Annotated in this window: 26 protein-coding genes and 1 tRNA gene; 16 read left to right on the top strand and 11 right to left on the bottom strand. The window is 70.6% G+C overall.

Annotated features, from left to right (window positions below; all coding sequences use genetic code 11):
* Positions 1-328: 328 nt before the first annotated feature.
* The 5 genes from rpsB (at position 329) to KGQ19_RS33150 (ending at position 4,973) form a co-directional block, all read left to right on the top strand.
* The gene (rpsB, locus tag KGQ19_RS33170; RefSeq protein WP_230419828.1) at positions 329-1,339 is read left to right on the top strand and encodes a 30S ribosomal protein S2; all 1,011 of its coding nucleotides are present in this window, start codon (positions 329-331) and stop codon (positions 1,337-1,339) included.
* Between the two features lie 104 nt (positions 1,340-1,443).
* On the top strand, positions 1,444-2,274 hold the full coding sequence (gene tsf / locus KGQ19_RS33165) for a translation elongation factor Ts (RefSeq protein WP_212016632.1): 831 nt from the start codon (positions 1,444-1,446) through the stop codon (positions 2,272-2,274).
* Positions 2,275-2,328: 54 nt separating this feature from the next.
* Positions 2,329-3,093 (top strand): UMP kinase, encoded by a 765-nt coding sequence (gene pyrH, locus KGQ19_RS33160; RefSeq protein WP_194896693.1) that lies wholly within the window; start codon positions 2,329-2,331, stop codon positions 3,091-3,093.
* 105 nt (positions 3,094-3,198) lie between these two features.
* On the top strand, positions 3,199-3,756 hold the full coding sequence (gene frr, locus KGQ19_RS33155; RefSeq protein WP_212016630.1) for a ribosome recycling factor: 558 nt from the start codon (positions 3,199-3,201) through the stop codon (positions 3,754-3,756).
* Between the two features lie 158 nt (positions 3,757-3,914).
* Positions 3,915-4,973: a phosphatidate cytidylyltransferase gene (locus KGQ19_RS33150; RefSeq protein WP_212016628.1), complete on the top strand. Its 1,059-nt coding sequence runs from the start codon at positions 3,915-3,917 to the stop codon at positions 4,971-4,973.
* Positions 4,974-5,078: 105 nt separating this feature from the next.
* Here KGQ19_RS33150 and KGQ19_RS33145 read toward each other — a convergent pair whose 3' ends face one another.
* Positions 5,079-5,879, bottom strand: coding sequence for an alpha/beta fold hydrolase (locus tag KGQ19_RS33145; protein WP_212016626.1), 801 nt, complete (start codon positions 5,877-5,879; stop codon positions 5,079-5,081).
* Between the two features lie 102 nt (positions 5,880-5,981).
* Between KGQ19_RS33145 and KGQ19_RS33140 the strand changes: the two genes are divergently transcribed.
* The 5 genes from KGQ19_RS33140 (at position 5,982) to KGQ19_RS33120 (ending at position 10,394) form a co-directional block, all read left to right on the top strand.
* Positions 5,982-6,536 carry a PadR family transcriptional regulator gene (locus KGQ19_RS33140; RefSeq protein WP_212016624.1) on the top strand — a complete coding sequence of 185 codons (555 nt, stop codon included), beginning with the start codon at positions 5,982-5,984 and terminating at the stop codon, positions 6,534-6,536.
* Between the two features lie 7 nt (positions 6,537-6,543).
* Positions 6,544-7,722: a dual-specificity RNA methyltransferase RlmN gene (gene rlmN, locus KGQ19_RS33135; protein WP_230419827.1), complete on the top strand. Its 1,179-nt coding sequence runs from the start codon at positions 6,544-6,546 to the stop codon at positions 7,720-7,722.
* Between the two features lie 78 nt (positions 7,723-7,800).
* A complete protein-coding gene (locus tag KGQ19_RS33130) occupies positions 7,801-8,223 on the top strand; it encodes a VOC family protein (RefSeq protein ID WP_212016622.1) in 423 nt (140 codons plus the stop codon).
* 19 nt (positions 8,224-8,242) lie between these two features.
* Positions 8,243-9,670 (top strand): MFS transporter, encoded by a 1,428-nt coding sequence (locus tag KGQ19_RS33125; protein WP_212016620.1) that lies wholly within the window; start codon positions 8,243-8,245, stop codon positions 9,668-9,670.
* A gap of 19 nt (positions 9,671-9,689) precedes the next feature.
* Positions 9,690-10,394, top strand: coding sequence for an NAD(P)-dependent oxidoreductase (locus tag KGQ19_RS33120; protein WP_212016618.1), 705 nt, complete (start codon positions 9,690-9,692; stop codon positions 10,392-10,394).
* Between the two features lie 46 nt (positions 10,395-10,440).
* On the opposite strand, the gene KGQ19_RS33115 is transcribed toward KGQ19_RS33120, so the two are convergent.
* The 5 genes from KGQ19_RS33115 to KGQ19_RS33095 form a co-directional block, all read right to left on the bottom strand.
* On the bottom strand, positions 10,441-11,289 hold the full coding sequence (locus tag KGQ19_RS33115; protein WP_212016616.1) for an ABC transporter permease subunit: 849 nt from the start codon (positions 11,287-11,289) through the stop codon (positions 10,441-10,443).
* Positions 11,286-12,347: an ABC transporter ATP-binding protein gene (locus KGQ19_RS33110; RefSeq protein ID WP_230419826.1), complete on the bottom strand. Its 1,062-nt coding sequence runs from the start codon at positions 12,345-12,347 to the stop codon at positions 11,286-11,288. Before KGQ19_RS33110 ends, KGQ19_RS33115 begins: the two co-directional genes overlap by 4 nt.
* Entirely contained in the window at positions 12,344-13,081 is a 738-nt protein-coding gene (locus KGQ19_RS33105) for a hypothetical protein (RefSeq protein WP_212016614.1), read from the bottom strand. The genes KGQ19_RS33110 and KGQ19_RS33105 overlap by 4 nt, the downstream gene beginning before the upstream one ends.
* Entirely contained in the window at positions 13,078-13,890 is an 813-nt protein-coding gene (locus tag KGQ19_RS33100; RefSeq protein ID WP_212016612.1) for an ATP-binding cassette domain-containing protein, read from the bottom strand. Before KGQ19_RS33100 ends, KGQ19_RS33105 begins: the two co-directional genes overlap by 4 nt.
* 179 nt (positions 13,891-14,069) lie before the next feature.
* Positions 14,070-14,987: an oxidoreductase gene (locus KGQ19_RS33095; protein ID WP_212016610.1), complete on the bottom strand. Its 918-nt coding sequence runs from the start codon at positions 14,985-14,987 to the stop codon at positions 14,070-14,072.
* A 61-nt stretch (positions 14,988-15,048) separates the two neighbouring features.
* On the opposite strand from KGQ19_RS33095, the gene KGQ19_RS33090 reads away from it, so the two are divergent.
* Positions 15,049-15,717 (top strand): TetR family transcriptional regulator, encoded by a 669-nt coding sequence (locus KGQ19_RS33090; protein ID WP_212016608.1) that lies wholly within the window; start codon positions 15,049-15,051, stop codon positions 15,715-15,717.
* Positions 15,718-15,900: 183 nt separating this feature from the next.
* Positions 15,901-16,647 carry a hypothetical protein gene (locus KGQ19_RS33085; protein WP_212016605.1) on the top strand — a complete coding sequence of 249 codons (747 nt, stop codon included), beginning with the start codon at positions 15,901-15,903 and terminating at the stop codon, positions 16,645-16,647.
* A gap of 90 nt (positions 16,648-16,737) precedes the next feature.
* Here KGQ19_RS33085 and KGQ19_RS33080 read toward each other — a convergent pair whose 3' ends face one another.
* From KGQ19_RS33080 to KGQ19_RS33065, 4 genes are all read right to left on the bottom strand, one after another.
* The gene (locus KGQ19_RS33080; protein WP_212016603.1) at positions 16,738-18,129 is read right to left on the bottom strand and encodes an NAD(P)/FAD-dependent oxidoreductase; all 1,392 of its coding nucleotides are present in this window, start codon (positions 18,127-18,129) and stop codon (positions 16,738-16,740) included.
* Positions 18,126-18,806, bottom strand: a complete 681-nt coding sequence (locus KGQ19_RS33075; RefSeq protein ID WP_212016601.1) for a pyridoxamine 5'-phosphate oxidase family protein — start codon at positions 18,804-18,806, stop codon at positions 18,126-18,128. The genes KGQ19_RS33080 and KGQ19_RS33075 overlap by 4 nt, the downstream gene beginning before the upstream one ends.
* A 70-nt stretch (positions 18,807-18,876) precedes the next feature.
* Complete coding sequence (locus KGQ19_RS33070; RefSeq protein ID WP_212016599.1) at positions 18,877-20,253, bottom strand: aspartate aminotransferase family protein; 1,377 nt, start codon at positions 20,251-20,253, stop codon at positions 18,877-18,879.
* 65 nt (positions 20,254-20,318) lie between these two features.
* On the bottom strand, positions 20,319-20,810 hold the full coding sequence (locus KGQ19_RS33065; RefSeq protein ID WP_307856583.1) for an Lrp/AsnC family transcriptional regulator: 492 nt from the start codon (positions 20,808-20,810) through the stop codon (positions 20,319-20,321).
* Positions 20,811-20,930: 120 nt separating this feature from the next.
* Here KGQ19_RS33065 and KGQ19_RS33060 point away from each other — a divergent pair, with 120 nt between their 5' ends.
* From KGQ19_RS33060 to KGQ19_RS33045, 4 genes are all read left to right on the top strand, one after another.
* Positions 20,931-22,403, top strand: a complete 1,473-nt coding sequence (locus KGQ19_RS33060) for a gamma-aminobutyraldehyde dehydrogenase (protein WP_230419825.1) — start codon at positions 20,931-20,933, stop codon at positions 22,401-22,403.
* A 76-nt stretch (positions 22,404-22,479) separates the two neighbouring features.
* The gene (locus KGQ19_RS33055; protein WP_212016597.1) at positions 22,480-23,649 is read left to right on the top strand and encodes a hypothetical protein; all 1,170 of its coding nucleotides are present in this window, start codon (positions 22,480-22,482) and stop codon (positions 23,647-23,649) included.
* A gap of 179 nt (positions 23,650-23,828) precedes the next feature.
* Positions 23,829-23,901: transfer RNA gene (locus tag KGQ19_RS33050), tRNA-Ala, on the top strand.
* 188 nt (positions 23,902-24,089) lie between these two features.
* Complete coding sequence (locus KGQ19_RS33045) at positions 24,090-25,601, top strand: DHA2 family efflux MFS transporter permease subunit (protein WP_212016595.1); 1,512 nt, start codon at positions 24,090-24,092, stop codon at positions 25,599-25,601.
* 91 nt (positions 25,602-25,692) lie between these two features.
* Here KGQ19_RS33045 and KGQ19_RS33040 read toward each other — a convergent pair.
* Positions 25,693-26,582 (bottom strand): tetratricopeptide repeat protein (locus tag KGQ19_RS33040; RefSeq protein WP_212016593.1); only part of this gene is annotated, 890 nt, incomplete at its 5' end.

Below are 26,582 nucleotides of genomic sequence, written 5' to 3'. Positions count from 1 at the left end.
CGCCCGCCCCGTCAGCCAGCCCGGCCAGTCCCACCGGCGTCCATAAACGCACCGTGTCCGCTCGGCTCCGGGTCGCGTGGGAAAACTCCTCCCCGCGGCCCGGTAGACTCTTGCTAGCAGCCGGAGTCCCCTCTGGCTGACTTCGCGTGTCCGGCAGCCGTCCAACCGCAAGGCCAGACGGCCCCGAGGCGCCTCGGTCCGCCCTCCCAGCGCAAGCGTGGTGAGCGGTACAGCGTCGCGGGTCTGCTCAGCGATCGGGTCCTGGACCCGCTCGATGTGGAGCGCCGGGCGCCAGGGACAACCGAGAACCGATCAAGGAGGACACGGCATGGCCGTCGTCACGATGCGCCAGCTCTTGGAGAGCGGCGTGCACTTCGGGCACCAGACCCGGCGGTGGAACCCGAAGATGAAGCGCTTCATCCTTACGGAGCGCAACAGCATCTACATCATCGACCTGCAGCAGTCGCTGTCGTACATCGACCGCGCCTACGAGTTCGTGAAGCAGACCGTCGCCCACGGCGGCACGGTGATGTTCATCGGGACCAAGAAGCAGGCCCAGGAAGCGATCGCCGAGCAGGCGACCCGCGTGGGTATGCCGTACGTGAACCACCGCTGGCTGGGCGGGATGCTGACCAACTTCAGCACCGTCTACAAGCGGATCCAGCGCCTGCGTGAGCTGGAGGAGATCGACTTCGACGACGTCGCGGGCTCCGGTATGACCAAGAAGGAGCTGCTGGTCCAGCGTCGCGAGAAGGAGAAGCTGGAGCGCACTCTGGGCGGTATCCGGGACATGTCCCGCGTTCCGTCCGCGGTGTGGATCGTCGACACCAAGAAGGAGCACATCGCCGTCGGCGAGGCGCGCAAGCTGCGCATCCCGGTCGTGGCGATCCTGGACACCAACTGTGACCCGGACGAGGTCGACTACAAGATCCCGGGTAACGACGACGCGATCCGCTCGGTCGCGCTGCTGACCCGCGTGGTGGCCGACGCCGTCGCCGACGGTCTGATGTCCCGGGCCGGCAGCAAGGCCGCCGAGGGCGAGGCGGCCGGTGCCGTGGCCGTCGACGAGCCGCTGGCCGACTGGGAGCGCGACCTGCTGGCCGTGGACGACGCCAAGGCCGCCGACGCCGCGACCCCGGCCGCCGTCGACGCTGCCGCCGAGGCCCCGGCCGCCGCACCGGCTGCCGAGACCCCGGCTGCCACGCCGGCTGTCGAGACTCCGGCTGTCGAGACCGCGGTTGTCGAGACCGAGGTTGTCGAGGCCCCGGCCGCGGAGGCCGCTGCCGAGGCCGCCCCCGTCGCGGAGGCCGTTGCGGCCACCGAGGGCGAGCAGGCCTGAGTAGCCGGTCCGACCGGTTGATTTCCGCGGTGCGCCGGACGGTGACCCCGTCCGGCGCGTCGCAAACCGATCCTCGCCGATCCACTCCTTAAGGACGACTAACAATGGCGAACTACACCGCCGCTGACGTCAAGAAGCTCCGCGAGCTGACGGCGGCCGGCATGATGGACTGTAAGAAGGCGCTGGAGGAGACCGACGGCGACCTCGACAAGGCTGTCGAGTTCCTGCGCGTCAAGGGTCTGAAGGGCGTCACCAAGCGCGAGGGCCGCTCGGCTTCCAACGGCCTGGTCGCCTCGGCGGTCGACGGCGTGTCCGGCACCCTGATCGAGCTCAACTGCGAGACCGACTTCGTCGCCAAGGGCGAGGCGTTCCAGACCGTCGCGGCCACCGTGCTGGCGAACGTGGTGAACGCCAAGCCGGCCGACGTCGCGGCGCTGCTGGCCGGCGAGCTCGAGCCCGGCAAGACCGTGCAGAACTACCTGGACGAGGCCAACGCCACTCTGGGTGAGAAGATCGAGCTGCGCCGCTTCGCGCAGTTCCACGACGGCTACGTCGCCTCCTACCTGCACAAGACCTCCCCGGACATCCCGGCCCAGATCGGCGTCCTGGTCGAGCTGGACAAGGAGAACGCCGAGGTCGCCAAGGACATCGCGCAGCACATCGCCGCGTTCTCCCCCTCCTACCTGACCCGCGACGAGGTCCCGGCCGACGTCGTGGAGAACGAGCGGCGCCTGGCCGAGGAGACCTCCCGCGAGGAGGGCAAGCCGGAGGCCGCGCTGCCGAAGATCGTCGAGGGCCGGGTGAACGGCTTCTTCAAGGAGAACGTCGTGCTCGAGCAGCCGTTCGCCAAGGACCCGAAGAAGACCGTCAAGAAGATTCTCGACGAGGCCGGCGTTTCGCTTAAGCGTTTCGCGCGCTTCCGTGTCGGTAGCTGACCAGATCTGAAAAACTAAAGAGCACCGAATAGCTACGTCGAAGGAGCCGCTGCTGTGAAGGAAACCAATAAGGAAACCGACACGGCGGCGGTTCCTTCGCGTACTGAGAAGAACCGCAGGGTTCTGCTCAAGCTCTCCGGCGAGGTGTTCGGCGGCGGGCAGATCGGGGTGGACCCCGAGGTCGTCAAGAGCATCGCCCGGGAGATCGCGGACGTCGTCGCCGAGGGCGGGGTCGAGGTCGCGGTGGTGGTCGGCGGCGGCAACTTCTTCCGCGGCGCCGAGCTGTCCCAGCACGGGATGGACCGTTCCCGCGGGGACTACATGGGCATGCTCGGCACGGTGATGAACTGCCTGGCCCTTCAGGACTTCCTGGAGAAGGTCGGCATCCCCACCCGGGTGCAGAGCGCGATCACCATGAGCCAGGTCGCCGAGCCCTACATCCCGCGGCGCGCGATCCGGCACCTGGAGAAGGGCCGCGTGGTGATCTTCGGGGCCGGCGCCGGTATGCCCTTCTTCTCCACGGACACCACCGCCGCGCAGCGCGCGCTGGAGATCCACGCCGAGAGCATCCTGATGGCCAAGCAGGGCACCGACGGCGTGTACGACTCCGACCCGAACAAGAACCCGGACGCGGTCAAGTACGACACGCTGTCCTACGACGAGTTCCTGGCCCGGAACCTGAAGATCGCGGACGCCACCTCGGTGTCCTTGTGCCGCGACAACGGCATGCCGATCGTGGTGTTCGGCCTGCAGCCGGGCAATATCGCCCGTGCGATCCGCGGCGAGAAGCTGGGGACCGTCATCGGCCCGGCGCACTGATCGGCTTGCGCATCGTGCCGGTGCGACCCGCCGCGAACGCACTAAGCTGCGCTTGAGCTTTGTCGTGGACACAGCAGAGCGCGAAGACTTCTAGGGAGCCCCCAAGTGATCGATGAGACCCTCCTCGAGGCAGAGGAGAAGATGGACAAGGCCGTCGAGGTCGCCAAGGAGGATCTGTCGGGGGTCCGAACCGGCCGCGCCAACCCGGCGATGTTCAGCAAGCTGACCGCCGACTACTACGGCACCCCGACGCCGCTGAGCCAGATGGCCTCGTTCCAGGTCCAGGACGCGCGCATGGTGGTCATCTCGCCGTATGACAAGACGGCGCTGGGCGCGATCGAGCGCTCGATCCGGGACAGCGACCTGGGCGTGAACCCGTCCTCGGACGGCGTGGTGATCCGGGTGGTGTTCCCGCAGCTGACCGAGGAGCGCCGCAAGGAGTACATCAAGGTCGCGCGGGCCAAGGGCGAGGACGCCAAGATCTCGATCCGCAACATCCGCCGGCACTCCAAGGAGACCCTGGACAAGCTGTCCAAGGACGGCAACGCCGGCGAGGACGACGTGCGCCGCGCCGAGAAGCAGCTGGACGACCTGACGCAGAAGCACACCGGTCAGATCGACGATCTGCTCAAGCACAAGGAATCCGAGCTGCTGGAGGTCTGAGGCCTTCGGGCCCGGCCCGCGCGGCAGGCAGGCCACCGACGACGGCAGAGTACGGACCGGCGGATATGATCGCTGCCGGTCCGTCACGTTTTCTCACCGAGTTCACGCGGGGAGGACGGCGGAGTTCACGACGGGCGAGTAGGGGATGGTGCGGGCCCATGGCATCCACGCAGACCAGGCGCGGTGAGGCGCAGGTCCCCGGCGACGGGCCGGGTGGCGGCGGCGGACGCTCCGGCGCGCGCGGCTCCGGCGGTCCGGGTCCGGGCGGTCCAGGGCCCGGCGGTCCCGGTCCGGGCAATGGTGCCGGTGGCGGCAACGGCGGTGGCGGGCACTCCGGTTCCGGCGCCCGAGGCGCGGGCGGCGGCAACGCCGGCAGTGGAAGTCCCGGCAACGCCCCCAGCAAGCCTGCCGGTCGCGCCGGCCGCAACCTGCCGGCCGCTCTCGGCGTGGGCGTCGGTCTGGGCGCGGTACTCCTCGGCTCCCTGTTCGTCCGCGGCGGGTTCGCGGTGGTCGTCGCCATCGCCGTGGTGATAGGCGTCCGCGAGCTCGCGCAGGCGATGGCCACCCGGGACGTGCGCGTCCCGTGGCCGCCGATCGCCCTCGGCGGCCTGGGCATGATCATCGGCTCCTGGTTCGGCGGTCCGACCGCGATGGTCGCGGTCCTGGCGATGACCGCGCTGGCGGTGCTGGTCTGGCGGATGGCCGAAGGCGCGGAGGGCTTCCTGCGCGACGCCACCGCGGGCCTGTTCACCCTGGTCTACGTCCCGATGCTGGCCTCCTTCGCGGTCCTGATGCTGGCCCAGGAGAACGGCTACAAGCGGGTGATCCTGTTCCTGACCCTGCCGATCGCCAACGACACCGGCGGCTACGCGACCGGCGTCTTCTTCGGCAAGCACAAGCTGGCGCCGAAGATCTCGCCCGGCAAGACCTGGGAGGGCCTGGTCGGCTCGCTGATCGTGACCGCCGCGGTCGGCGCCGTGGTCATCACCCAGCTGCTGCACGGCAAGGTCTGGCAGGGCGTGCTTCTCGGCCTGGCCGGGGTGGCCGCGGCCACGCTCGGCGACCTGATCGAGTCGGTGATCAAGCGCGACCTCGGCATCAAGGACATGGGCAACCTGCTGCCCGGGCACGGCGGCATCATGGACCGGCTGGACTCGATGCTGGCCACGGTGCCGGTGGCGTGGCTGTTGCTGAGTCTGTTCCTCGGCTGGAAGTAGCCCGCTCGAAGTAGGACGCTGGAAGTCAGAGGACGGATAAAGGCCCTGCGCGATATCCCTATAGGGGAATCGCACAGAGCCGTTCGCTATTAGAGCTGAATTCAGTTAAGCGGCGCGCGTCTCGGTACCTGCGGAAGCGCCTGTAGCCGCCTCAGCCGCGAGAACGGCCTGCACAAAACCGCTCGGATTGTCCAACGTGATGTTGTGCCCGCAGTCCGGCAAAGCCACGACCCGGACTCCGGCGGCGATCAGTGCGTCCGCACCCTCTAGCGGACCGTCAAAGGCCGGATAGAGGTAGGTCCGCGGGATGTCGAGGGACTTCAGCACCGCGCGCCCCTCGAACCGCGCCAGACTGGCCGCGCTGCGGTACAGCGCCACCGGACCGGCCAGCCGCATCGTCGCGCGCCACTCCGGGTTCACCCGCTGCAGAGCCTCCTCATAGCCGCCCCCATGCAGGAACACCGTTTCGCCGTACCGCGCGATCTGCGAGGAACCCGGCTGCGGTATCTCCGGCGCCGGATCGAGGTTCGAGTCGATCAGGACCAGGCTCGCTACCAGGTCTGGGTGTCTGAGAGCGAGGAGGGTCGCGATGGCGCCGCCCATGCTGTGGGCGAGTACCTGCGCGCCGGACACTCCGGCGGTGCGCAACGCGGCGGCGACCCAGTCGGCGTGATCCTCGACCGTGTAGTCGGCGTCTACAGGGCGATCGCTGATGCCGTACCCGAGCAGGTCCAGTAATAGCGAGCGCCGTCCGCGCAGGCCGTCGCTGGTCGCGACCTCGGCGAAGCAGTGTGTCGAGCTGCCGCCGAGGCCGTGGAGGTAGACGCGGGGCGGGTTGGCGCCGGGGAGCTCGGTCCAGCGGATCGCGGAGCCGTCGGGGCGGACTTCGGCGGTTCGTAGCGTCATCGTGGATACCCTCTCGTCTATGTGCCTCGCTCACGAGATACATCGGTGCCGAGGTATATCGGCATCGAGGACCATACATCGGTGCCGAGGTATGCTCAACCCGTGTTGGAGTTCGCCATCCTCGGCTTCCTGTTCGAGGCCCGTCAGTACGGCTACGACCTGCGCAAGCACCTGGCCGCCCTGACCGGCCACGTCCGTCCGATCGCCGACGGCACGCTCTACCCGGCGATCAAGCGCCTGGTCGACGGCGGCCTGGTACTGAAGAAGCAGGAGGCCGGATCGGGTGCCGCGCCCCGGTTCATGCTGGAGCTGACCCCCGCCGGCCGCGAGAAGGTGCGACTCCTGCTGCGCGAGCCCACGGAGGTCTTCATCACCGATGAGAACCACTGGTTCTGCCTGCTGGCCTTCCTGCGCCACCTCGATGACGACCCGGCGGCCCAGGCCGCGGTCCTGCGGCGCCGCCTGGCGTTCCTGACCACTCCGGCGAGCTTCTTCTACCGGGACGGCCGCCCGCTGAGCGCCGAGGACGTCGACGATCCCTTCCGCCAGGGCCTGCTGCGGATCGCGCGTGTGACCAGTCGCACCGAACTGGAGTGGCTGAACGTGACCATCGGGGATCTGGATGCGCGGAGCGGTCACGCGGCCGTGGGAAACTAGTAACACTATGGTTTCCCCCCAGTCGGACACAGCGTCTGAAGCCCCTGAAACGCCCGCCGTCGATGTCGAGATCGCGTCGCAGCCGCCGCGCCCCGGCGAGCTGACCTTCAGCGCGCCGCGCCGGGCCAAGCCGCCGCGCCACCTGGCCGACCTCAGCGCGCCGGAGCGCAAGAAGGCGCTGGCCGAGCTGGGGCACCAGGGGTTCCGGGCCGCCCAGGTCTCCCAGCACTACTTCGGGCACCTCGCCGACGACCCGGCCCAGTGGACCGACATCCCGGCCGCCAAGCGCGAGGAGCTGGCCGGCGTCCTGACGCCGAAGCTGCTCACCCCGATCAACGAGCAGACGGCCGATGCCGGCACCACCCGCAAGACCCTGTGGCGGCTGTTCGACGGCGCGACCGTCGAGTCGGTGCTGATGCGTTACCGCGACCGCACCACGATGTGTGTGTCCTCGCAGGCCGGCTGCGGGATGAACTGCCCGTTCTGCGCCACCGGCCAGGCCGGTCTGACCCGGAACATGTCCACCGGCGAGATCGTCGAGCAGGTGGTGGCCGGGGCCCGGACCATGGCGCGCGGCGAGGTTCCCGGCGGCCCGGGCCGGGTCTCCAACGTCGTGTTCATGGGCATGGGCGAGCCGCTGGCCAACTACAAGGCCGTGATCGGCGCGGTCCGGCGGCTGACCGAGCCGGTACCGGACGGCCTGGGGCTGTCCGCGCGGCACATCACGGTCTCCACGGTCGGCCTGGTCCCGGCCATGGAGAAGCTGACGAACGAGGGCATCCCGGTGACGCTGGCCGTCTCCCTGCACGCCCCGGACGACGAGCTGCGCGACACCCTGGTCCCGGTGAACACCCGCTGGAAGGTGTCCGAGGTCCTGGACGCGGCCTGGCGCTACGCGGCCGTCACCAAGCGCCGGGTCTCGATCGAGTACGCGCTCATCAAGGACATCAACGACCAGGCCTGGCGCGCCGACCGGCTGGGCCGGATGCTGCGCAACAAGCTGGTGCACGTGAACCTGATCCCGCTGAACCCGACGCCGGGCTCGAAGTGGACCGCGTCGCGGCCGCAGGACGAGGCCGAGTTCGTACGCCGGCTGCAGGAGTGGGGCGTGCCGGTCACGGTGCGCGACACCCGCGGCCGCGACATCGACGGGGCTTGCGGCCAGCTCGCCGCGGCGGTGAAGTAGGGACCTGCGCCAGGGAACCGTGCTCTTAGGCCTTGTAAGCCGCCCCACCAGGGGAAACCGCACCAACGGGGAGGGCTCATGCCGCCGACCGGATTCCATCACGTCGAGCTCTGGGTGGCGGACCTGGCGCTGGTCGAGCCGTCCTGGAGCTGGCTGCTCGGTGAGCTCGGCTGGGAGCTCTACCAGAACTGGCCGGCGGGGCGCAGTTGGCGGATAGGCGACATGTATCTGGTGGTCGAACAGTCCTCGGCGGTGCGTCCCGGGCTGCCCTACGACCGGCTGCGGGCCGGTCTGAACCATCTGGCCGTGCACGCGCCGGATCGGGGGACCGTGGACCGGATCCAGGCAGCTGGACCCGCGAACGGCTGGCAACATCTGTTCGCTGACTCCTATCCGCACGCCGGGGGAGCGGAGCACTACGCGGCCTACCTCGCGGACACCGCGGGGTTCGAGGTCGAGGTGGTCGCCCCGGCGGAGCGCGGACCCGACTTAGCGGGTTGACCTTCCCTACCCTGGGGTGATGTCTGCCACAGCCGCGACAGCCGAAGGCGGGTTCTCGGCGTCCAAGCAGGATTCCCTCTTCTCCCCCCGGTATCTGGCCATCACGCTCGGCCTGGCGTCGTCGGTTCTGCTGACCGCGTTCGAGGGGCTGGCGGTGTTCACGGCGCTGCCGGTGGCCGTCGCGGCCGTGCACGGGACGGCGTATCTCTCCTTGTGTTTCACCGCGTTCACCACGGCCAGCCTGGTCGGGATGGTGGTGAGCGGGGTGCGGGCGGACCGGGCCGGGCCGGCGCTGCCCTTCCTCGGCGGCACGGCGGTCTTCGGCATCGGGCTGTTGGTCGCCGGGACCGCGGACGCGATGGCGCAGTTGGTCGCCGGGCGCGCGTTACAGGGGTTCGGCGCCGGGCTGGTGATGGTGTCGCTGTACGTCATCATCGGCCGCGGGTATCCGGAGCGGCTGCGGGCCTCGGCGCTGGCGATGATGGCCGCGCTGTGGGTGATGCCTTCGGTGATCGGGCCGCTGGTCGCCGGAATCCTGACCGAGGACGTGTCTTGGCGGTGGGTGTTCCTCGGTGTGGCGCTGCTGGTGCCGTTGCCGGTGGCGCTGACGGCCGGGCCGTTGCGGGGGATGCGCGCAGGCCCTGCGGCTTCGGGGCCGGACAGCCGGGCGGCGGCGGGCAGCGGGCCTTGGCGGCGCGTGCAGCTCGCGGTCATCGCGGCGGTCGGAGCCGGGGCTCTGCAGTACGCGGGGCAGGACTTCACGGTCGTGGGGATCGTGTTGGCGCTCGGCGGCATCGCGCTGTTGGTGCCGAGCGTCCCGAAGCTGTTGCCGCGCGGGACCTTGCGGGTCGGGCGCGGCCTGCCGGCGGTCATCGTCATGCACGGTGTGATCGGCGCCGCCTTCTTCGGATCCGAGAACTACATCACCACGATGCTGGAGACCGATCGGGGCCTGTCTCCGACGATCGCCGGTCTGACGCTGGTCGGCGAGACGGTGAGCTGGGCCGCGGCGGCGCAGCTCGCGAGCCGCGGCCGGCTGCCGTTCTCGCGGGAGACGATGGTCCGGATCGGCCCGCTGGTGACGATCGCCTCGATCGTGGTGACCGGCTCGGCGGTGGTCCTGCCGGCCCCGGCGGTGATCGTCGCGGTCGGCATGGTGATCGGCGGCTTGGGGATGAGCCTGGTCTTCCAGACCCTGAACCTGCTGCTGCTCCGCTACTCGCCGAAGGAGAGCCAGGGGACCAACTCCTCGGCGATGCAGATCTGCGACAGCCTCGCCGCCGTCGCCCTCACCGGCGGCACCGGTGCCGTCTTCCACGCGCTGCACCACGCCGGGCCCACCAACCACGGCATGTACATCCTGATCTTCGCCATCCTGGCCGCGGCCGCCGGGGCCACCGCGCTGATCGCGCCGCGGGTCGGGGCACACGGCCTGGCGACGGCGTGATTCCGGTAGCGTCCGATCCATGGCCAACGATCGGAAGAACAGCTCGATCATCGTTTTCGGTGCCGGGGGCCGGGCCGGCCGGGCGATCGCGCAGGAGGCGCTGCGGCGCGGTCACCGCGCGGTCGGCGTCGTCCGCGATCCGGCCAAGTACCCGGGGCTCGACGCGCTCGATACGGGGATGACGGTCGTCGCCGGGGACCTCACCGACGCGGACAGCGTCGCGGCCGTGGTCTCCGGGGTGTCGGGGGACGTCGCGGCGGTCGTGAACGCCGTGACCCCGTTCACCGCCCCGCCCGAGACGTTCGATGACTTCGACGCTGACTACTACGTCGGTCTTGTCGAGAACCTCAGTCGGGCCGCCGGGCTGCGGCGATGCCGGGTGGTCGAGATCGGCCTGTTCGCGATGCTGCGGACCGGTGACGTCCGGCTGTTCCAGGACGAGGTGGCGTTCCCCGCGTTCCTGCGGCCGTTCGCCGTGGCCCGGCTGCGTGGCTTGAACGCGTGGGCCGACCATGATGCGGACGTCGACTGGCTCGTCCTCACCCCGCCGCCGCGGTTGGCTCCGGACGCGCCGTCGACCGGCCGCTACCGCCTCGGGGACGACGTCCACGACCCCGCGGCCACGGCATCGCTGTCCTACGCCGATCTGGCCGAAGCGGTGCTGGACCAGATCGACGAGCCGACGGTCACCCGTTGCCAGGCTGCCGTCTACGGCCTGCCATAGGCCTTGGGCCTTGGGCCTTGAGCTGTAAGCCCAGTGTGGAACCGACCTACGCGTCCCGCCGCTCGAACAGGATCGCCCCGACGATCAGCAGCACCACGACCTCGATGAGGAACACCGTGAACCCGGTCCACGGCGCGAACGCCTTGTCCGGGTTGCGGCCCGTCTCGCCGAACGAGGTGACCTGGCCGCCGGCGTTGCCCGGCATCACCTTGTACAGCCAGTGGCCGACCGAGCCGGGGATCAGGGTGAACAGGTTGCCGATGATGAAGATCAGTGCCAGCCCGATGGTGATGGCGCCGGCGGTGTGCCGCAGGAGGAAGCCCAGGGCCAGGCCGAACATCGAGAGGCCGGCGAGGTAGAGCGCGCTGCCGAAGACCGCGCGGGTGGCGCCGGGGTAGGACAGGTTGATGCCGACGTGCTTGGCGTGCAGTGGGATGTTGCCGAGGTAGAAGCACACGAAGGCGGTGACCAGGCCGATGACGAAGACGATCACGGCCAGCAGGATCGCCTTGGCCACCAGGATCTCCACCCGGCGCGGCATGGCGGTCAAGGTGGTGCGGATGCCGCCGGTGGAGTACTCGGCGCTGATCGTCATCACGCCCAGGACGTAGGCCGCGATCTGGCCGACGAAGGCCAGGCCGGCCAGCACGATGTCGGCCGAGTCCGGCTTGCCCTCGGCCAGGTCCTTGGCGTAGGAGTTCGCGGCGGCCAGGGTGATCAGGAGGCTGATGACCGAGGAGCCGGCGAACAGCGCGATCAGGGTCCAGAAGGTGGAGCGGACGGTGCGGATCTTCATCCACTCGCTGGAGATGACGTCGGCGAAGCCGGCGCGGCCGGTGATGGCCGGGCCGGGTCCGGTGCCGGGGCGGCCGGCGGCGACGGGAGTGGCGGTCATCGCCGAGCCTCCCCGCTGCCAGTGCTGCTGCCAGTGCTGCTGCTAGTGCCGCCGGGTGCCTGGCTCTGGCCGCCGCCCTGTCCTTGCCACACCGGCTGATCCGGTCCCAGTCCCGGCTGCCCCAGGATCTGGCCGGGTTCCATGCCGGGCACCCCGGCGTGGTACTCGACGCTGTCCGCGGTCATGCTCATGAACGCCTCCTCCAGGGACGGCTGGATCACCGCCAGCTCGTGCAGCCACAGCCCGTTCTGGCCGGCCAGGTCGCCGACCGCCTCGGAGGCCACGTCGAAGACCTCCACCGCGCCGTCGTCGTCGGGCAGGGCCTCGGTGCGCCAGCCCTTGCCGGCCATCAGCTCCCGCAGCTTGCCGATGTGCGGGGAGCGGACCCGGACGTGCGTGGTCGCGTTCTGCGCGATGAACTCGCGCATCGTGGTGTCGGCCTTGATCTGGCCGCGGCCGATGACGATCACCCGGTCCGCGGTCAGCGCCATCTCGCTCATCAGGTGGCTGGAGACGAAGACCGTGCGGCCCTGCGCGGCCAGCGACTTCATCAGGTTGCGGACCCACAGGATGCCCTCGGGGTCCAGGCCGTTGACCGGCTCGTCGAACAGCAGCGTGCCCGGGTCGCCGAGCAGCGCGGCGGCGATGCCCAGGCGCTGGCCCATGCCCAGGGAGAAGTTCTTCGAGCGCTTCTTCGCCACCTGCTCCAGCCCGACCAGGCCGATCACCTCGTCCACCCGCCGCATCGGGATGCCGTTGGACCTGGCCAGGCACGCCAGGTGGTTGTAGGCGGTGCGGCCGCCGTGCACGGACTTGGCGTCCAGCAGCGCGCCGACCTCGCGCAGCGGCACCGGCAGGTTCCGGTACGGCTTGCCGTCGACGGTCACGCCGCCGTCGCTGGGATGGTCCAGCCCCAGGATCATGCGCATCGTGGTGGACTTGCCGGCGCCGTTCGGGCCGAGGAACCCGGTCACGGTCCCGGCCTCGACGACGAAGTCGGCGTGGTCGACGGCGAGCTTGTCGCCGTAGCGCTTGGTGAGGCCGACGGCCTGGATCATGCGCTGCTCCTCGCGATCATGCGGCGCGCGGCCGCGGCGGTCAGGGCCCGGACCAGCCCGCGGATCTGCCGCCGCCGAGCGATGGCCAGCTGCACCGCGCTGAGCGCGAGGACGGCCGCCAGCGCGGTCGGCCAGGCGGTGCCGAGGGCCGAGGCCGAGGCCGAGGCGGCGTGCGGGAGCGGCCCGACGGCGGCGCGCGAGCGGGCCTCGGCGACCGGCGCGGCGGCCGACGTGGACACCCGCACCAGCGCGGCGGTGACCAGCGCGACCACCGCACCGGTGGCGAGCGCGGGGGCGCCGAGCCAGCTGCGGCGGATGAGGAGCGCGGCGACCACAGCGGTGAGGAGCGGCAGGAGCGCGGGGGCCGAGGACCGGCCGAGCGCGGTCGCCGCCGCGCCGCCGAGCACTGCTCCGACGCCGGTGGCCGCCAGCGGACCGGCGATCTGGATGACCAGCGTGTCGGCCGGATCGGCACCGGCCGCGGTGAGCGCGTCGCGCCGGGCGTCCAGACCGTCGAGGTGGTGCCGGATCAGCGCGGCCAGCGCCAGCAGCGCCGGGATGGCCACCGCCGGATACAGCGGCCCGGCGAAGGGCCACGCTGCCGCCGCCGATGCCACGGCCATGCCGCCGACGAGCACGTGCTCGGCGCGCGGTGCGGCGCGCAGCAGCGAGGCCGCGACCCGCAGGCGGTAATCGAAGCGGGCGAGCGGGGTGGTGGAGGCCAGGGTGCTCATCGTCCGCGCTCCGCTCCGGATCCGACCGCCGAGAACCGGTGCTCGCCGCGCGCGTGCCGGCCGATCCGGTGCGGGATGCTGCGCGCCGGGTGGTTGATCATCGCGGCCGGGTCGGTGATCGGCGCCGCGACCGGTACGTCGGCGGGTTCGGGTGCTGCTTCGGCCGCCGGCGCGGCCGCGGCCACCTTCACCTCGATCCGCCGGTCCGCCCACCCGATCACGTCCGCGTCGTCGCTGGCGACCACGATGGTCAGCCCGTGCGTGCCGCACGCCGCGCGCAGGATCCGCAGCAGGTGGAAGCGTTCGGCCGGGCTCAGCCCCTCGGTCGGGTCCTCGGCCAGCAGCACCGCCGGGTCCAGGACCAGCGCGCGGGCCAGGGCCACGCGGCGGGTCTCGGCCGGGGTCAGCTCGGCGACGCGCCATTCGGCGCAGCCGACCGCGTCCAGGCGCTCCAGCCAGCGCACCGCGCGCCGCCGGGCCTCTTGGCGGCCGAGGCCGGTCAGGATCAACGGCAGGGCCGTGTTCTCCAGGACCGTGAGTTCCGGCAGCAGCTTGCCGACGCGCGGGGCGACGGCGCACTGTGCGTGGGCGAAGCGCAGCCGGGCCGCGGGCCGCAGCGTGTGCAGCGGCTCGCCCTTGAGCCACAGTCCGCCCGGCCAGGCCGGGTCGGCGCCGGACAGTGCGCGCAGGAACGCCTCGTCGCAGCTGCCGCCGAGGGCCACGATCTCGCCTTCGCCGACAGCGAGGCAGACCGCGTCGGGCCCGAAGTCGCGGGCCATCAGGATCGGGTTGTCGGACGGGATGCTCACGAGCACCCGTGTGCCCTGAAGAGCGCAACGGCCTAACCAACGTTGCGCCGGATGTGCGACCCCGCCCGGCATCCGGGGAGGTATCGCCGACTACCGTCGAACAGCGGGGAATCAGTGCTCAGGCGGGCAATTCGGTGCTGAGAGCCGGGAAGTCCGGGCCCTCAGCAGTGAATCAGCGCTCAGAAGGAGTACTCGACCCCGGTCAGCTTCTCCGACTCCGTCCACAACCGCGCCGCCGCCTCTGCGTCCTGGGCCCGCCGGCTCGGCTGCACCAGTTCCGGATAGCCCCGGTTCTCCATCAGCTTCGGGCAGCCGTAGTACTGGCCGCCCACCACGTCCGGGGCGACGGCGGCCCGTACCTGGGGCAGCACGCCGATGGTCGGGCTCTGCGCGAACAGCGGGTTGGCGATGTACATGGCGGCCTTGCGCAACCCGGTCGGCCCGGCGAACTGCAGGTTCGTCCTGGAATAGCCGGGGTGCGCCATCAGCGAGCGCACCGGCGAGCCGGCGGCGCTGAGCCGGCGCTGGAGTTCCAGGCCGAACAGCAGGTTCGCCAGTTTGGACTGCGCGTAGGCCTGGGTGGGCTGGTAGCGCTTGGTCCGCATCAGGTCGTCGAAGTCCATGCGTCCCTGCTTGTGCAGGGTCGAGGAGACGGTCACCACCCGCGGGTCGTCCCGCTCCGCGAGCAGGTCCAGCAGCAGCCCGGTCAACGCGAAGTGTCCGAGGTGGTTGGTGCCGAACTGCATCTCGAAGCCCTGCTTCGTCTTCCGCGGCGGCGTCATCATCACCCCGGCGTTGTTGATCAGCACGTCCACCCCGACCTTGTCGTCGTGCAACCCGGCGGCGAAGGCCCGCACCGAGTCCAGGTCGGCCAGGTCCAGGATCCTCAACTCCAGCGAGGCGCCCGGCACGTCCTGCCCGATCCGGGCCGCCGCCGCCTCGCCCTTGATCCGGTCGCGCGCGGTCATCACCACATGGGCCCCGTGCCCGGTCAGCAAGCGCGTGGTCTCCAAGCCCAGGCCGCTGTTCGCGCCGGTGACCACGAACGTGCGTCCGGACAGGGTCGGGATCGCCTCGGCGGTCCACTTCGTGCTCATGACGTCCTCCTGGTGAATAGCGCGTCTGCCGGCTCCGGCCGTGAAACACACGATGCCGCAGATGGCACTCAGTGTCAATCATGGCGCGCAGGCGCTGATCTACTGGTACGGTGGGGACGTGCGGCGCAGAACGGAACAACCCGGCCTGACCCTGGCCGAGCGCAAACGCCAGCTGGTCCGGGACGAGCTGGCCGACGCCGCCCTGCGGCTGCTGGCCAAACAGGGCTTCGAGGCGACGACGGTCGACGAGCTGGCCGCCGCCGCGGGCGTCAGCCGCCGCACGTTCTTCCGCTACTTCGCGTCCAAGGAGGACGTGGTCATCTCCTCGGTGGTCGTGGTCTCCGAGGGCATCCTCTCCGAGGTCGAGGCCCGGCCCGCGGACGAGTCGCCCGCGGTGGCGATCCGCGAGGCGGTCAAGATGGTCACCGTCGAGGACTTCGCCCAGGACCGCGAGAAGTCGGTGGCCCTGATCCGGCACACCCAGCGGGTCCCCGCGCTGCGGGCCCGCTTCGCCGAGCGCCTGGACTTGTTGCGCGACGATCTGGCCTTGGTCCTGGCCCGCCGGGCCGGCCGCGACACCCCGGTCCCGCGCGACCACTTCGCCGCCGGCCTCGGGCTGCTCGCGTTCGCCGGCGCCATGCAGTACTGGGCCGACACCGACGGCCGCGCGGACCCGGCGGGGGTCCTTGACCTCGCGTTCGAAGAGGCCGGTCAAGCCTTCGTGGTCTGAGGTGGGCCCCGGGCGTCGACGGTTCGAGACAGGTCCCCGGGCGTCGTCGGTTCGCGGCGGGTCCGGCGGCGTCCCAAAGATTCGGAAGGGTCTTCGCACGCCGGCCGGGGCGTGACATCCTCGCCAGTGATTCGATCCGGGTAGGGGAGTGCCCGGAGAATTCGAGGAACAGGGGGGCGGGGCATGGAATTCGCGGAATGGGTCGTGTCAGGGCTCGATCAGCTCCGGCTCGGACAGCTGCCTACCGGGAACGGCTTCTACGAGGCGGCCTTCGCCGGTCTCGGCGGCGACCCGCGGCTGGCCGGCTACATGAACAGCGGCGATCCCGCGGCGCGCGCCGAGTTGGTCCAGCTGATCGCGGCCGCGGTGGCCGCGAACCCGGGCTTCGAGCAGCAGCTGCGGAACGCCGCGGCGGTGGCGCAGACCGGCGCGGTCGGCGCAGGGGCCGGCGGCGGGGCTGCCGTGTTCTTCAAGACCACCAACGGCATGCTGGCGATCGTGGCGGCGGTCGTGGTCGTGGTCGGCGGCGGCATCGGGCTGGGGGTCGGGCTCGGCGGCGGCAGCGGCGATCTGGCCGGGGTCCTGAAGGGGACGTGGACCTGTCAGATACCCGCGGCCGAAGACGCGGGCCCGATCGGGTCCTCGATCGGGTTCACCGTCGGCGACGGCACCTGGAACGCGGGGACCTCGAGCGGCACCTGGACGCAGAACGGCAGCAGCGTGACGGTGAACGATCCCACTAATCCCACCTACGACATGAAGGCGACGCACCTGCCGTCCGGAACCGGCTCGTTCGACATCTCCGTGAGTTTGGCGACCGACTCTTCGCAGCAGGCCGAGATCAAGGGGACGCTCTCGGACACCAAGCTCACGGTCCGGATACCCACCGACGGCGGCGGTCCGGTTCTCAGCCTGACCTGTACGAAGTAGGCGCGGGCCGGATCGGTCGTCCCGGACGCGGGAGGGAAGGCGTCCGGGACGACGGCCTGAGGCGAGCAAGCCGGCCTACGCGGCAGTGGCTCAGTGCCCGAGGAAGCGTCCGAACACCTTCGCCCGCCGCGACGGCTTCCCGGTCCGCTCCTCCTCGGCGTCGGCCGCGCTCATCGTCCGCAGCCCGATGTTCGCGCCCAGCCAGCGCAGCGGCTCCGGTTCCCAGCGCGGCGAGCGGTGGTTCACCCACGGCAGCCGGGTCAGCTCGCTGTCCCGGCCGGTCAGCAGCTCGGCCAGGGTGCGGCCGGCCAGGTTGGTGGCCCCGACGCCGTCGCCGACGTAGCCGCCGGCCCAGCCCAGGCGCCGGTCCCGGTCGTAGCCGACCGAGGCGAACCAGTCGCGCGGCACGCCCAGCGCGCCGCCCCAGCGGTGCGTGAACTTCGCGTCCGCCAGCACCGGGAACAGCTCGCGCAGGGTGCGGCGGAGCTCGACGTGGACCTGGTCGTCGCGGTCGAAGCCGGGCTCGATCCGGGAACCGAAGTGGTAGGGCGCGCCGCGTCCGCCGAACGCCAGCCGGCCGTCGGCGGTGCGCTGGCCGTAGATGATCAGGTGCCGGAAGTCGGAGAACGTCTGCCGCCCGGCCAGTCCGATCTGCTCCCAGGCCGCGTCCGGCAGCGGTTCGGTGGCGACCATCAGCGAGTAGACCGGAGCGATATCGCGGGTGAAGCCGGCGATGGACGGCGTGTAGCCCTCGGTCGCGCGCACCACCTTGCCGGCCCGGACACGCGGACCGTGCGCGGTCTGCACCACGCCGTCCCGGATCGCCCTGACCGCCGTGCCCTCGTAGATCGTGACGCCGCGCCGCTCGACCGCCTCGGCCAGGCCGCGCACCAGCATCGCCGGCTGGATCACCGCGCAGTGCGGGGTGAACGTGCCGCCGAGGACGTCCGTCGCGTTGACCATCGCCGAGGCCTCGGCCGCCGTCAGCAGCCTGACGTCCTCCTCGCCGAAGCCATACGAGCGCTCCTCGTCGACCGAGGCCTTCGCGCGCTCCAACTGGAGCGGTGTGCGGGCCAGGACCACGGTGCCGCTCTTCACGAAGTGGCAGTCGATCCCCTCGGCCGCGACCACCCGCCCGACCTCGTCGACGGTGGCGTTCAGCGTGCGCTGCAAGGCGATCGCGCGTTCCCGGCCGCCGCCGACCCGCTCCACCTTCGGCAGCGAGGACGGGAACAGGGACGAGCACCAGCCGCCGTTGCGCCCGGAGGCGCCGAATCCGGCGAACTCGCGCTCCAGCACGACGATGCGCAGCGAGGGATCGGCCTCGGCCAAGTAGTAGGCGGTCCACAGACCGGTGAACCCGGCGCCGACGATCGCGATGTCGGCATCGATGTCGGCTTCCAGTGCACGCCGGCTCGACCCGGAACCGGTGCTCGCCACCTGGTCCAGCCACAACGACAAGTCGCCGTCGACCGCGCTCATCGCCGCCACCCCCGCAGATAGTCGGGCACATCGATCCCCGGCGCCAGGTTCGCCGCCGGCTTCGGGTCGCAGTAGGCCTCGTGCAGCGGCACGACACCGGCCCACACCGGCGAGGCCAGGTCATCCGGATCATCGTCGGGATCGCCGGTGGAGATCTTCACCGAAGCCTCGGTCAGCGGCAGCGCCAACACCACGGTCGCGGCCAGTTCCTTGCGCTTCGGCGCGCGCAGGTCCTGCCAGCGGCCCGGCATCAGGTGCTCGGTGATCCGCTCCAGCGCCGCTTCTTTCTCGGCCTCGGGCAGCATCCGGCACGTGCCCAGGACCATCGCGCCCCGATAGTTCATCGACGACTCGAACGCCGAGCGGGCCACGACCAGCCCGTCCAGCAGCGTCACGGTCAGACACGTCGGCGCGCCGTCGGCCAGCGCGCGGAACAGCCGCGAGCCGGTCGAGCCGTGGAACAGCACCCGCTCGCCGTCGCGGGCATAGGCGACCGGCAGGATGTAAGGCTGCGCCGCGCCGTTCGGACCGCTGTTGTCGGTGACCGCGACGTGCGCGACGAGGCCGGCGTCGAGGACCGCGTGCAGGGCGGCGCGGTCGGTGGCCGCCTTCTCGGGCAGCCGGCGGACTCGGGTTCGGGGAGTGGAGCCCAGGGGCTCGGCGGCGGGGGAGTTCATCGTTATCAGACCATTCAAAAGGAGAGAAAAGCGCCTCCGGAGAAAGGTTCCGGAGGCGCCAGGTTCTCGTCTACAGCCGGGTCCAGGCCTCGGTCAGGACCGAGCGCAGGGTCTGCTCGATCTCATCGAACTCGGCCTGCCCGACGATCAGCGGCGGGGCCAGCTGCACCACCGGGTCGCCCCGGTCGTCGGCGCGGCAGTAGAGGCCGGCGTCGAACAGCGCCTTGGACAGGAAGCCGCGCAGCAGGCGCTCGGACTCGTCGTCGTCGAACGTGGCCTTGGTGGCCTTGTCCTTGACCAGCTCGATGCCGTAGAAGTAGCCGTCGCCCCGGACGTCGCCGACGATCGGCAGGTCGGTCAGCTTCTCCAGGGTCGCGCGGAAGGCACCTTCGTTGTCCAGCACGTGCTGGTTCAGGCCCTCGCGCTCGAACAGGTCCAGGTTGGCCACGGCGACCGCCGAGGAGACCGGGTGACCGCCGAAGGTGTAGCCGTGCGGGAAGTAGTTGGTGCCCTCGTAGAAGGGCGCCGCGATGCGGTCGGACACGATGGTCGCGCCGATCGGGGAGTAGCCGGAGGTCATGCCCTTGGCGCAGGTGATGATGTCCGGGATGTAGTCGAACTTGTCGCAGGCGAACATCGTGCCCAGCCGGCCGAACGCGCAGATCACCTCGTCGGAGACCATCAGGACGTCGTACTGGTCGCAGATCTCGCGCAGGCGCCGGAAGTACCCGGGCGGCGGCGGGAAGCAGCCGCCGGAGTTCTGCACCGGCTCGACGAACACCGCCGCGACCGTCTCCGGGCCCTCGGTGAGGATCATGTTCTCGACCTGGTTGGCGCACCAGATCCCGAAGTCCTCCTCACTCATGCCCGGGACGCCGGTGATCTCGTCCGCGCGGTAGTAGTTGGTGTTCGGCACCTTGTGCGCGCCGGGGACCAGCGGCTCGAAGTACTTCTTGGCGTCCGGGATGCCGGTGATGGACAGCGCGCCGTGCGGGGTGCCGTGGTAGGCGATGTTGCGGGAGATCACCTTGTGCTTCATCGGCTGGCCGACCAGCTTGAAGTACTGCTTGGCCAGCTTCCACGCGGTCTCCACGGCCTCGCCGCCGCCGGTGGTGAAGAAGACCTTGTTCAGGTCCCCGGGGGCGTAGTGGGCCAGCCGGTCGGCCAGCTCGATCGCCTGCGGGTGCGCGTAGCTCCACAGCGGGAAGAACGCCAGCTCCTGCGCCTGCTTGTAGGCGGCCTCGGCGAGTTCCACCCGGCCGTGCCCGGCCTGCACGACGAACAGGCCGGCCAGGCCGTCCAGGTAGCTCTTGCCGTTCTTGTCGTAGATCCGCGCGCCCTCGCCCCGGACGATGGTCGGTACGGGGCTGTCCCGGTACCCGGACATCCGGGTGAAGTGCATCCAGAGATGGTCGTAGGCCGATTTGTCCAGGCTGTCGGTGCTCATTGCTCTTCCTCGCGTCAAGGAGTGGATCGTTCGGGGCGGAGCCGCCACGGGCGCCGTTCTTGCCGTTACAGAGCGCCCCAGGTGTACGTTTGTTTGCGAAGCTTCAGGTAGACGAAAGATTCGGTCGACCGGACCTGCGGGAGGGCTCGGATCCGCTTGTTGATGATCTCCAGGAGGTGGTCGTCGTCCGCGCAGACCACCTCGACCAGCAGGTCGAAGGACCCGGCGGTCATCACCACGTAGTCGACCTCGGCCATCTCGGCCAGCGCGTCGGCCACCGGCTCCAGATCGCCCTCGGCGCGGATGCCGATCATCGCCTGGCGGTGGAAGCCGACCGTCAGCGGGTCGGTGACGGCCACGATCTGCATCACGCCGGCGTCGGTCAGCTTCTGCACCCGCTGGCGCACCGCCGCCTCGCTCAGGCCCACCGCGCGGCCGATCGTCGCGTAGGCGCGCCGTCCGTCCTGCTGGAGCTGTTCGATGATGGCCTTGGACAGGGGGTCCAAGTGGTAGCCCCCGGCTGCGCCGCTCGCCCTGTCGTTCGTCCTGTCGGTCACGAAGGGATTGTGACAACGGGAACGGTATCTTGGCAAGGCTTCATCGATGGAATCCGTATGTGAGGGCGTTTTTAAGCACTGAATCCATCGTCACTGTCGACGCGACTGTGTAGGCTGGTCTTGTCCAGACCGGCCCTGATCCAAGAGGAGACGAACACTGTGGAAGCACGCCAGCTCCGCAACTATGTAGGCGGCAAGCCGGTCGACACCGTGTCCGGCAAGACCAGCCCGATCATCGACCCGGTCACCGAGCAGGTGATCGCGAACGCACCGGTCTCGGAAACAGAGGACGTCGACACCGCGATGCGGGCCGCCGCCGAGGCGTTCCCGGGCTGGCGCGACACCACGCCCTCGGAGCGGCAGCGGCTGCTGCTGAAGGTGGCCGACGCGATCGAGGCCCGGGCCGAGGAGATCGTCGCGGTGGAGTCGCAGAACACGGGCAAGCCGCTGGGCCTGACCGCCTCTGAGGAACTGCCGCCGATGGTGGACCAGATCCGGTTCTTCGCCGGTGCCGCGCGGATGCTGGAGGGCACTGCCTCCGGCGAGTACATGGCCGGGCACTCCTCCTGGATCCGGCGCGAGCCGGTCGGGGTGTGCGCGCAGGTCGCGCCGTGGAACTACCCGGCGATGATGGCGGTGTGGAAGTTCGCCCCGGCCATCGCCGCCGGCAACACCGTGGTGCTCAAGCCCTCGGACACCACGCCGATGTCCACGCTGCTGATGGCCGAGATCATCGGCGAGATCCTGCCGGCCGGGGTGTTCAACGTGATCTGCGGCGACCGGGACACCGGCCGGGCGATGGTCGAGCACAAGACCCCGGCGATGGCCTCGATCACCGGCTCGGTGCGGGCCGGCATGGAGGTCGCGGCCACGGCCGCCGCCGACGTCAAGCGGGTGCACCTGGAGCTCGGCGGCAAGGCCCCGGTCATCGTCTACGCCGACGCCGACCTGGACGCCGCGGTCGAGGGCATCTCGGTCGCCGGGTTCTTCAACGCCGGCCAGGACTGCACCGCCGCCACCCGCGTGCTGGTCGAGGACTCGGTGCACGACGCCTTCGTGGCCAAGCTGACCGAGGCCGCCGCCGCCACCAAGACCGGGAGCCCGGACGACGAGGACGTGCTCTACGGCCCGCTGAACAACGCCAACCAGCTGCGGCACGTCACCGGCTTCATCGACCGGCTCCCGGCGCACGCCAAGGTCGAGACCGGCGGCACGCGAGTCGGGGACAAGGGGTACTTCTTCGCCCCCACCGTGGTCTCCGGCCTGAAGCAGGACGACGAGATCATCCAGAACGAGGTCTTCGGCCCGGTGATCACCGTGCAGCGGTTCTCCGGCGAGGAGCAGGCGCTGACCTGGGCCAACGACGTGGAGTTCGCGCTGGCGTCGTCGGTGTGGACCAAGGACCACGGCAAGGCGATGCGCGCGGCCAAGACCCTGGACTTCGGCTGCGTGTGGATCAACACCCACATCCCGCTGGTCGCCGAGATGCCGCACGGCGGGTTCAAGCACTCCGGGTACGGCAAGGACCTGTCGACCTACGGGTTCGAGGACTACACCCGGATCAAGCACGTGATGAGCAACATCGAGGGCTGATAAGCGCGCGGTGTCCCGGTGGGCCGGCTCGGGAAAACCCGGGCCGGCCCACAGCGCGTTCCACGATGATGAGCGCATGACCGACGCGAGCACCCACTTCCGCGAGCGCGGCGCGCTGATCACCGCCTTGATGACCGGTGAGCTGACCGCCGCCGAAGCGGTGGCGCGTACCCGCCCGGCCGTGGAACTGCTGGGCCTGCTGGTGCCGCTCGACGGGCTGACGGAGCGCTACCTCGGCGGGCGCGCTCACCGCGGTCTGGACGTCACCCGGCACGACTTCGAGCCCTGGCGCCGACGGCTGCTCGCGGAGGTCGCGGCGCTTTTGGAGCGGTGGGTCGGGGACGACACGGACGCGTGGCCGGCGTTGACAGCGCGGGCCGGTGCCTATCGGGGCTCGGCCGCTGAGCTGATCGATTCGGTTGCCAAACCCGCGTCCGCCGATCCTTCGCTGTGGGCGGGGCGGGCTCCGCGCTGGCCGCGCGGGGTGGACGCGTCGGCGGTATTGCTGGCGATGGCGCCGCCGGGGATCGTGGAGGCGTTCCTCGACACGTGCGGCACGGACGAGGCGGCGCAAGGGATTCTGGCGCGGATGCTGGATCGCGGTCCGTTGCACCCGAAGTTCGTCGACTACGTGTTCGGCCCGCAGGGCACGGACGCCATGTCCGAGGCGCTGTTTCGGAACCCGGCTTATGAGATGGCGGTGCTCCGGCAGAGCGTGTTGCGGGACCGGACCGATGTCGGGGCGCTGGAGCAGGCGTACTTCGCCCAGGGTGCGGATCGCGAGCTGCGCATAGCTTGTGTCCGGTTGGCGGAGGCGGCCGGCGGGTTCCGGCTGAGGTTCGTCTCCCGGCTGGAGTCGCACGACGAGGATGTCCAGGTGCTGGCGCCGCTGCTGGTTTCCCGGGATCCGCAGCTGGTGCACTGGGTTCTGCGGCGGGTCAACGACAAGGTGCGGGGGCGCGCGTTGCGCTGGGCCGGGTACGCGACCGTGGCCGGCACCGCCGGGCCGGAGCCGGTGTGGGCGCTGGAGCAGGAGCGGACCGGCTCGCTGGCGCGGATGGCGGAGCCGGTCCGGGAGTCGATGTCCACCGGGTCGGTGGCGCCGATCCTGGCCGCGGCCGAGGAGCTGCCGGTGACCGTGGGCTCGGCGGGTTCGGAGATCGAGCTCGGGGCGCCGCTGATCGAGCCCTGGCCCTATACGGAGCTGATCCGGGAGCATGCGGCGGGTTATCGATCAGGATGCTGATATTCGAGGCCGGTCGCTCTGCCCGCCTTTGCGACCGCCGCGTCCGGCGCTTGCGCGGCCGGGTCCGGATCGGACAAGCTCGACCCGGCTCGAACGTGGCGCGGACGTACTCGCGCCCGGTCTGCCGAAACCGGGAGGACGCCGGTTTCGGCTCCGGTTGTCCGGGCCACCTGCTCATCCCGGGTGTAGTGCAGAGGCAGTCACACCGTCTTCGCAGGGCGGAGGACGCCGGTTCGAATCCGGCCGCCCGGGCCCGCCAGGCGTAGTGCAGAGGGAGTCACACCGCATTTCAAATGCGGAGGACGCCGGTTCGAATCCGGTCGCCTGGACCGGCCGCGTCGGGCTTTGACATGGCGCGTGTCACGGCCCTGCCATCCCAGCCGTTGCTCGGGTGCGGTCGCCCCGGGCGCGTGACACGATGGGCGCATGGTGAGTGAGCTGTGACCCCTGGCGCCTCCGCCGAGGCCGGCAGCGTCCGGCTGGGCACCCCGATCGGCCGCGGCGTGCTGGCCACCACGATTCTGGGCTCGGCGATGGCGTTCCTGGACGGCACGGTGGTCAACATCGCGCTGCCCCGGATCGGCCACCAGTTCGGGGCGACGCTGGCCGGGCTGCAGTGGACCGTCACCGGCTACACGCTCACCCTGGCCGCGTTCGTGCTCGTCGGCGGCTCCCTGGGCGACCGCTTCGGCCGCCGCAAGGTCTTCCTGATCGGCGTGGTCTGGTTCGCCCTGGCCTCCCTGGCCTGCGGCCTGTCCCCGAACCTGGGCTTCCTGATCACCTTCCGCGCCGTCCAGGGCGTCGGCAGCGCACTGCTGACGCCGGGGGCGCTGGCGCTGATCCAGTCCGTCTTCCACCCGGACGACCGCGCCAAGGCCGTCGGCGCCTGGTCCGGGCTGGCCAGCATCGCCGGCGCCGCCGGCCCGCTGGTCGGCGGCTGGCTCATCGAGTACGCCAGCTGGCGCTGGATCTTCCTGATCAACCTGCCGCTGGCCGTGGCCGTGGTGGCCATCGCGCTGCGCTACGTGCCGGAGTCGCGCGAGCTCGTCATCGGCCACTTCGACATCCCCGGCGCGGTGCTCGGCGCCCTGGGGCTGGCAGGTGTCACCTACGCCCTGGTCGAGGCCGGGGCCAAGGGCCTGGGCTCGGCGAGCGTGATCGCCACCGCCGTGGCGGGCATCGCGGCCCTGGTGGCGTTCGTCCTGGTGGAGCGGCGCAGCCCGGCCCCGATGATGCCGCTGTCGCTGTTCAGCTCGCGGGAGTTCAGCGCCGCCAACGCCCTGACGCTGACGGCGTACGGGGCACTCGGCGCGCTGTTCTTCTTCTTCGCCACGTACCTGCAGGTGGTCGGCGGCTACAAGCCCCTGCAAGCCGGGCTGGCCTCCCTGCCGACCACGATCGTCATGATGACCCTGTCCTCCCGCGTCGGCGGCCTCACCACCAAACTCGGCGCCCGCCGCCTGATGACCGCCGGCGGTGCCCTCACCGCGATCGGCGTGCTGATCCTGTCCACCTCCGGGCACCACCCGAACTACTGGGCCCGCATCCTCCCGGCGCTGATCGTGTTCTCCCTCGGCATGGTGATGATCGCGGTCCCGGTGACGGTGACCGTCCTGAACTCGACGACCACCGACCGCGCCGGCATCGCCAGCGGTGTGAACAACGCGGTGGCGCGCGCCGCCGGGGCGCTGGCGGTGGCCGCGTTCCCGCTGATGGTGGGGCTGAAGGGTGACGGGTACGCGGATCCGGCGAAGCTGGAGCCGGCCTTCGCCAAGGCGATGGTGTTGGCGGCGGTGCTGTTCGCGGTGACGGGGGTCATCGCTTGGTTCGGGGTACGGGACGAGGCGACCCGGTCCACGCCGGAGCATCACGCGGAGGAAGCCCAGTGCAGTACTTGCCTGCCGATCGGGAGTCCTCCGCTGGAGCCCGCGCACGAGCATGGTCATTCATGAGGATCCCGATCCCGATCCCGATCCCGATCCCGATCCCGATCCCGATCCCGATCCCGGATCCCGGATCCTGGGCCGAATGTGACCTCTGCTATCAAGTAACACTTGCCAGCGAAGCCAACAGCTCCCGCGTGACCGCCGCCTCAGGCGACCCCAGCGCCTCGAAGACCGCCACCGCGGCCCCCAGCACGGCCCGCGCCTCATCCCCGCGTCCCAGGGCCCGCAGCGGCCGTGCCAGGGCCCGTAGCGCCTCGGCCTCGGTGGGGCGGTCGCCTGCCTCGCGGGCGGCGGTGAGGGCCAGCCGGTAGTCGGCCTCGGCGTCGGTGGGGCGTTCCAGGTCCATGCAGACCTCGGCGCGGTTGAAGGCGATGATCGCCTCGTAGCGGCGGTTGCCTGCCTGGCGGGCGGCGGCCCAGGCTTCGGTGTGGGTGTCGTGCGCCTCGGGAAGGCGTTTGGCCTCGTGGAGGAGGACGCCGTAGTTGCAGAGCGAGGAGGCCAGGTTCTGGGGGTCGCCGACTTCGCGGAAGATGTGCAGGCTCCGGCGGATCACGGTCTCGGCGGTGGCGAAGTCGCCGAGCCGGCAGTGGCAGTCGCCGATGTTCCCGAGGATCGATGCCACCTGTTGGCGGCTGCCGACTTCCTCGGCCAGCGCGAGGGCGGCGCCGTAGACGTCGATCGCCTCCGCGTACTCTCGCAGGTCGAACAGCGCCAGGCCGAGGCCGTTGTAGAGGCGGCCTTGCGCGGTGCGGTCGCCGACCTCGCGCGCGCTGTCCAGTCCGGTCTCGTACCCGGCACGCCAGCGGGTCCAGTCCTTGCGCAGCTGGTAGCAGCCCAGCAGCGTGACGGGTAGTCGCAGCGCGAGGTCGTGGCGTCCGGTGCGGGCGGCGCAGTTCAACACCGCGGTGAGGTTCTCGCGCTCGGCGTCGTACCAGGCCATGGCATCGGGGGCGGAGGCGAAGCGGGGTGGTGCGGGCTCGCCCGGGC

The sequence above is a fragment of the Catenulispora pinistramenti genome (assembly GCF_018274385.1).
In the GTDB taxonomy this organism is placed as follows: domain Bacteria; phylum Actinomycetota; class Actinomycetes; order Streptomycetales; family Catenulisporaceae; genus Catenulispora; species Catenulispora pinistramenti.
The sequence above is the reverse complement of the archived record's forward strand: the minus strand, read 5'-3'. Positions and strand labels throughout refer to the sequence as shown.